The organism is Streptomyces sp. NPDC060002 (assembly GCF_042737245.1).
Lineage (GTDB): Bacteria > Actinomycetota > Actinomycetes > Streptomycetales > Streptomycetaceae > Streptomyces.
In genome coordinates this window covers 155,247-161,455 of the sequence record NZ_JBHWUW010000014.1, presented here as the reverse complement: position 1 = coordinate 161,455, position 6,209 = coordinate 155,247, and the positions used below count along the sequence as shown (strand labels likewise).

General features: G+C 71.4%; 6 protein-coding genes. 4 read left to right on the top strand and 2 right to left on the bottom strand.

From position 1 onward, the window contains the following. Positions 1-48: 48 nt before the first annotated feature. A complete protein-coding gene (locus ACFWBD_RS16015; protein WP_385667180.1) occupies positions 49-1,275 on the bottom strand; it encodes an acyl-CoA dehydrogenase family protein in 1,227 nt (408 codons plus the stop codon). A 178-nt stretch (positions 1,276-1,453) separates the two neighbouring features. On the opposite strand from ACFWBD_RS16015, the gene ACFWBD_RS16010 reads away from it, so the two are divergent. Then, on the top strand, positions 1,454-2,095 hold the full coding sequence (locus tag ACFWBD_RS16010) for a TetR family transcriptional regulator (protein WP_020131608.1): 642 nt from the start codon (positions 1,454-1,456) through the stop codon (positions 2,093-2,095). Positions 2,096-2,166: 71 nt separating this feature from the next. Here ACFWBD_RS16010 and def read toward each other — a convergent pair whose 3' ends face one another. Continuing rightward, positions 2,167-2,721, bottom strand: a complete 555-nt coding sequence (gene def, locus ACFWBD_RS16005; protein WP_385667179.1) for a peptide deformylase — start codon at positions 2,719-2,721, stop codon at positions 2,167-2,169. 158 nt (positions 2,722-2,879) lie between these two features. Here def and ACFWBD_RS16000 point away from each other — a divergent pair, with 158 nt between their 5' ends. The 3 genes from ACFWBD_RS16000 (at position 2,880) to ACFWBD_RS15990 (ending at position 6,131) form a co-directional block, all read left to right on the top strand. Then, positions 2,880-4,118, top strand: a complete 1,239-nt coding sequence (locus ACFWBD_RS16000; protein WP_351754785.1) for a MurT ligase domain-containing protein — start codon at positions 2,880-2,882, stop codon at positions 4,116-4,118. A 17-nt stretch (positions 4,119-4,135) separates the two neighbouring features. Next, positions 4,136-4,864 carry a type 1 glutamine amidotransferase gene (locus ACFWBD_RS15995; protein ID WP_062646406.1) on the top strand — a complete coding sequence of 243 codons (729 nt, stop codon included), beginning with the start codon at positions 4,136-4,138 and terminating at the stop codon, positions 4,862-4,864. Positions 4,865-5,105: 241 nt separating this feature from the next. Then, positions 5,106-6,131, top strand: a complete 1,026-nt coding sequence (locus ACFWBD_RS15990; RefSeq protein WP_385667178.1) for a 6-phosphofructokinase — start codon at positions 5,106-5,108, stop codon at positions 6,129-6,131. Positions 6,132-6,209: the final 78 nt, after the last annotated feature.

The window sequence follows — 6,209 nt, the reverse complement described above, 5'->3', positions numbered from 1 at the left end:
CAAAACCACCACAAACCCGGGGGCCGGATCACGCCGTCGTCCGGGGATCTAGCGGATCGGCATCCCCGACAGCGTGCGGGCGATCACCAGGCGCTGGATCTCGCTCGTGCCCTCGAAGATCGTGTAGATGGCCGCGTCGCGGTGCATGCGCTCCACCGGGTACTCCCTGGTGTAGCCGTTGCCGCCGAGAATCTGGATCGCCTGCGCGGTGACCTGCTTGGCGGTCTCGCTGGCGTACAGCTTCGACATCGAGCCCTCGGCGGCGGTGAACGGCTTGCCGTTGACCGCCATCCAGGACGCGCGCCAGACCAGCAGCCGCGCGGCGTCGATCTGCGTGCGCATGTCCGCGAGCTGGAAGGCGACGCCCTGGTTGTCGATGATCGGGCGGCCGAACTGCTCACGCGTCTTGGCGTAGTCGAGGGCCACCTCGTACGCGGCGCGGGCCGTGCCGACGGCCATGGCGCCGACCGCCGGCCGCGACGCCTCGAAGGTCGCCATCGCCGCGTTCTTCACGCGCTCGCCGCCCGTCCTCGCCCGCTCACGGGCCCGCGCCAGACGCTCGTCCAGCTTCTCCTTGCCGCCGAGGAGGCAGGAGCCGGGGACCCGCACGTTGTCGAGGATCACCTCGGCGGTGTGCGAGGCGCGGATGCCGTGCTTCTTGAACTTCTGGCCCTGGGCGAGGCCCGGGGTGCCCGGCGGGACGATGAAGGAGGCGTGCCCCTTGGAGCCGAGTTCGGTGTCCACGGCCGCGACGACGACATGGACGTTGGCGATGCCGCCGTTGGTCGCCCAGGTCTTGGTGCCGTTGAGCACCCACTCGTCCTTGGCCTCGTCGTACACGGCACGCGTGCGCAGTGAGGCGACGTCGGAGCCGGCGTCGGGCTCGGAGGAGCAGAAGGCGGCCACCTTGACGTCGCTCGCGTCGCCGTACATCTGGGGGATCCAGGTACCGATCTGCTCCTCGGTCCCGTTGGCGAGAACGCCCACGGCCGCGAGACCCGTGCCCACGATCGACAGGGCGATGCCCGCGTCGCCCCAGAACAGCTCCTCCATGGCCATCGGGATGCCGAGGCCGGTGGGGTCGAAATACTGCTGGGCGTAGAAGTCGAGGGAGTAGATGCCGACCTTCGCGGCCTCCTGGATGACCGGCCAGGGAGTCTCCTCACGCTCGTCCCATTCGGCGGCCGCGGGGCGGATGACGTCGGCCGCGAAGCCGTGCAGCCAGTCCCGGACCTCCTTCTGTTCGTCGTTGAGCTCCATGGTGAATTCGGCCATGTCCCCTCCAGCGGCGGAACGTGCGTGTTACTAGCGGTAACGTGAGTCTGTTACCGGTGGGTAGGAAAAGTCAACTCCTGCTGACGGCCCGGGAGCCCCCCGGCCCGTTCGATGTCAGGCTGCTGCGAGGTGTTAGTTTGCGCAGGCGTCACCGAATCAGCACGGGTGGGGAGAGCTCATGGACACCACGCAGCGGACCGAGCAGCAGCGGTCCGCCGACCGCCGAAGGCGCGAGTTGCTGGAGGCCGCCGACCGGGTGGTGCTGCGCGACGGCCCGCAGGCCTCGATGAACGCGATCGCGGCGGAGGCGGGCATCACCAAACCGATCCTCTACCGGCACTTCGGTGACAAGGGTGGACTTTACGCCGCGCTCGCCAAACGGCACACGGACGCGCTGCTCGACTCGCTGCGGGCCGCGCTGGACGCTCCCGCGGAGCGGCGCGAACGGGTGGAGGCCACGCTGGACACCTACCTCGCCGCCATCGAGGCACGGCCCCAGGTCTACCGGTTCCTGATGCATCCGTCGGACGGGTCGCCGGGCGAGCAGGGCTTCGACGTGGGCAAGCACTCGGCGCCACTGCTCCGGCGGATGGGTGAGGAGCTGGCCCAGGTCATCGAGGACCGGGTGGACCTCGGACCCGGAAGCCAGCAACTGGCCCGGGTATGGGGGCACGGGATCGTCGGCATGATGCACGCGGCCGGGGACTGGTGGCTGGGTGAGCGGCCCTGCACCCGTGCGGAACTGGTGCGCAGTCTGGCCGATCTGTTGTGGGGCCGCCTCGCGGCGGCCGGCGACAAGCTCGGCGGGCCCGGGTTCTGAGGGTCGCCCGCCGGGCGCGGGACGCGGGGTGGGCGCTCGCGCCCACCCCGCCCGGCCGCACGCCCGCGCCGCTAGGCGGGACCGGTACCCCGGCTCCAGGAGGCTCGTGCGGCCTGGCGCGCCAGTCTGCTCCTGCGCCACCCCGTCACGCGGTCCGCGTACACCGTGCCCTCCAGATGGTCCGCCTCGTGCTGCAGGCATCTGGCAAAGAATCCCGTGCCGTGCACGGTGATCGGCTCGCCCGCCGTCGTGAACCCCTCGACCACGGCGTGGTCGTGGCGCTCCGTGCCCGCCTCCAGACCCGGCAGCGAAAGACAGCCCTCCGGGCCGCGCAGGACGATGCCGTCCGCCTCCACCAGCCGGGGGTTCACCACATGGCCCAGGTGACGGACGTCCTCGTCGTCGGGACAGTCGTAGACGAAGACCCTCAGCGGCACGCCCACCTGGTTCGCCGCGAGGCCCACGCCCTGGGCCGCGTACATCGTGGCGAACATGTCCTCGACCAGGCGGGCGAGTTCGGGGCCGAAGTCGGTGACGTCCTCGCAGCGGGTGTGCAGGACGGGGTCACCGAGCAGGGAGAGGGGCCGGACGCGCCCGTGGGCGCCCGGGATGGAGCCGTGTCGCATGGCGGCAAGGGTACGGTCCTTTCTGACACGCGCATGCCGCACACGGGCGTGAGGTGGTGCCGGGATTCGGGAGTGCGAATGGATCTCGATAGGCTGACCACCCACCACGTTGCCGTACGGCAGAGGCGCGGCGCGTACGCAAGGAGGATCGAGCACTGATGGCAGGCAACTCGGACCCGCTCACGCCGCGGGCCAAGATCGCCGTGACCGCCGGCAAAGCGGTCGCGGCGGCGTCGCGCGCCGCGGGGCGCGGCAGCGGTTCGGTGATCGGCGGCCGGGTGGCACTCAAACTCGACCCCGACCTTCTCGCCCGGCTCGCCCAGAACCTGGACGTCATCCTCGTCTCGGCGACCAACGGCAAGACCACCACCACGCGGCTGATCGCCGAGGCGCTGCGCGCCGCCGGGCCGGTCGTGTCCAACGCGCTCGGCGCCAACATGCCGGCCGGCATCACCTCGGCCCTCGCGGGCGGCTCCGAGGCCCGCTACGGCGTGATCGAGGTCGACGAGAAGTACCTCGCGGGCGTCGCCCGGGACACCGCCCCCAAGTGCATCGCGCTGCTCAACCTCTCCCGCGACCAGCTGGACCGCGCCGCCGAGACCCGCATGCTCGCGGAGAACTGGCGTGAGGGGCTTGCCGGTTCGAAGGCCGTCGTCATCGCGAACGCCGACGACCCGCTGGTGGTGTGGGCCGCCTCCTCCTCCCCCAACGTGATCTGGGTCGCCGCCGGGCAGATGTGGAAGGACGACGCCTGGTCGTGCCCGTCCTGCGGCGGTGTCATGCAGCGACCCGGGGACGACTGGTTCTGCGGCGAGTGCGGGTTCCGGCGTCCGACGCCGAGCTGGGCGCTGTCCGGGGACCACGTGCTCGACCCGCACGGGTCCGCCTGGCCGATCCACCTCCAGCTGCCGGGCCGCGCCAACAAGGCCAACGCCGCCTCCTCGGCCGCCGTCGCCGCGGTCTTCGGGGTGCCGCCGCAGGTGGCGCTGGAGCGGATGTACGCGGTGCAGGCCGTCGCCGGGCGCTATGACGTCGTCCAGTTCCAGGGACGTGACCTGCGGCTGCTGCTCGCGAAGAACCCGGCCGGCTGGCTCGAGACGTTCAGCCTGATCGATCCGCCGCCCACCCCGGTGATCCTCTCGGTGAACGCGCGCGGTGCCGACGGCACCGACACCTCCTGGCTGTGGGACGTCGACTACACGCGCCTGACCGGCCACCCGATCTTCGTCGTCGGTGACCGGAAGCTGGACCTCGCGGTGCGTCTGGAGGTCGCCAACCAGCACTTCCAGGTGTGCGAGAACCTCGACCAGGCCGTGCAGCAGGCGCCGCCGGGCCGGATCGAGGTCATCGCGAACTACACCGCGTTCCAGGACCTGCGCCGCCGCGTCGGCAACTGACCACTAAGGACGATTCCATGAGCGACAACCAACTGCGGCTGGTGTGGATCTACCCCGACCTGCTGAGCACCTACGGCGACCAGGGCAACGCCCTCGTCGTCGAGCGCCGGGCCCGGCAGCGCGGCCTCGACGTGGCGCGCCTCGACGTGCGCAGCGACCAGCCGATCCCGACCTCCGGCGACATCTACCTCATCGGGGGCGGCGAGGACCGGCCGCAGCGGCTCGCGGCGGAGCGGCTGCGCCGGGACGGGCACCTGTACCAGGCGGTGCAGAACGGCGCGATCGTCTTCGCGGTCTGCGCCGGCTACCAGATCCTGGGCCACGAGTTCGTCAACGACCTCGGCCAGCGTGAGCCCGGTCTCGGTCTGCTGGACGTGACGACGACGCGCGGTGAGGGTGAGCGGTGCGTCGGCGACGTCCTCGGGGACATCGACCCGCGGCTCGGGCTGCCCCCGCTGACCGGCTTCGAGAACCACCAGGGCGTCACCCACCTCGGCCCGACCGCCCGCCCGCTCGCCCGCGTCTCGCTCGGCAAGGGCAACGGCACCGGCGACGGCACCGAGGGCGCGTACAACGACACCGTGTTCGGCACCTACATGCACGGCCCGGTGCTCGCCCGCAACCCGCTGATCGCGGACCTGCTGCTGAAGCTGGCGCTCGACGTGAACGCGCTGCCGCCGATCGACGACCACTGGTACGAGGCGCTCCGCAACGAGCGCATCTCCGCCGCGCAGCAGCCCGCGTAGGAACGGCCGCGCGGCAGCCTGCGTGGGCACTGCCGCGCGGCGGCCTGTGTGACCGTGTGTTCACCTGATGGTCAGGGTGTCGTCAGCAGCCCGTCTGACGTGGCATCCGCACAGGTGAGCAGGCACGTCCAGCAGGCGGACGCGTGCTTCGGCCCCGCCCCCTCCTGCCGCTAGGGTGGCGGGGATTCGAGCCGGACAGTGTGGTCCGGACCGGCCCCCGTGGAGAAGGTTGTTTCGGGCTATGCGCATTGGTGTCCTCACGTCCGGCGGCGACTGCCCCGGCCTGAACGCCGTCATCCGGTCCGTCGTGCACCGTGCCGTCGCCGACCACGGCGACGAGGTCATCGGCTTCCGGGACGGCTGGAAGGGCCTCCTGGAGTGCGACTACCTCAAGCTCGACCTCGACGCGGTGGGCGGCATCCTCGCACGCGGCGGCACGATCCTCGGCTCCTCCCGGGTCCAGCCCTCGCATCTGCGCGACGGCGTGGAGCGGGCCCGGGGCCATGTCGCGGAACTCGGCCTCGACGCGATCATCCCGATCGGGGGTGAGGGCACGCTCAAGGCGGCGCGGCTGATGTACGACGGCGGGCTGCCCATCGTGGGCGTGCCGAAGACCATCGACAACGACATCGCCGTCACCGACGTCACCTTCGGTTTCGACACGGCGGTCGGTGTCGCGACCGAGGCGCTGGACCGGCTGAAGACCACCGCCGAGTCCCACCAGCGGGTGCTCGTCGTCGAGGTCATGGGACGCCACACCGGCTGGATAGCGCTCCATTCCGGGATGGCGGCCGGCGCCCACGCCATCGTCGTACCGGAACGGCCCTTCGACATCGAGGAGCTGGCCCGCCGGGTCGGCGAGCGGTTCGAGGCGGGCAAGCGGTTCGCGATCGTCGTCGCGGCGGAGGGCGCGAAGCCGAAGGCCGGCAGCATGGCCTTCGACGAGGGCGCGAAGGACATCTACGGGCACGAGCGGTTCGCCGGGATCGCCCGGCAGCTCTCCGTCGAGCTGGAGACCCGGCTCGGCAAGGAGGCGCGGCCGGTCATCCTGGGGCATGTGCAGCGGGGCGGCACGCCGACCGCGTACGACCGGGTGCTCGCCACGCGCTTCGGCTGGCACGCGGTGGAGGCGGTGCACCGGGGCGAGTTCGGGAAGATGACGGCCCTGCGCGGGACGGACATCGTGATGGTGTCGCTTGCGGAGGCGGTCGCGACCCTCAAGACCGTTCCCGAGGACCGGTACGCGGAGGCGGAGACCGTGCTCTAGCCGTCCGGCGGGTGCGGGTCCGTGTGACGGGCCCCGCGCCCCCGGGCAGGACCGTCCGCCCCCGCTGACCGAGGTCGC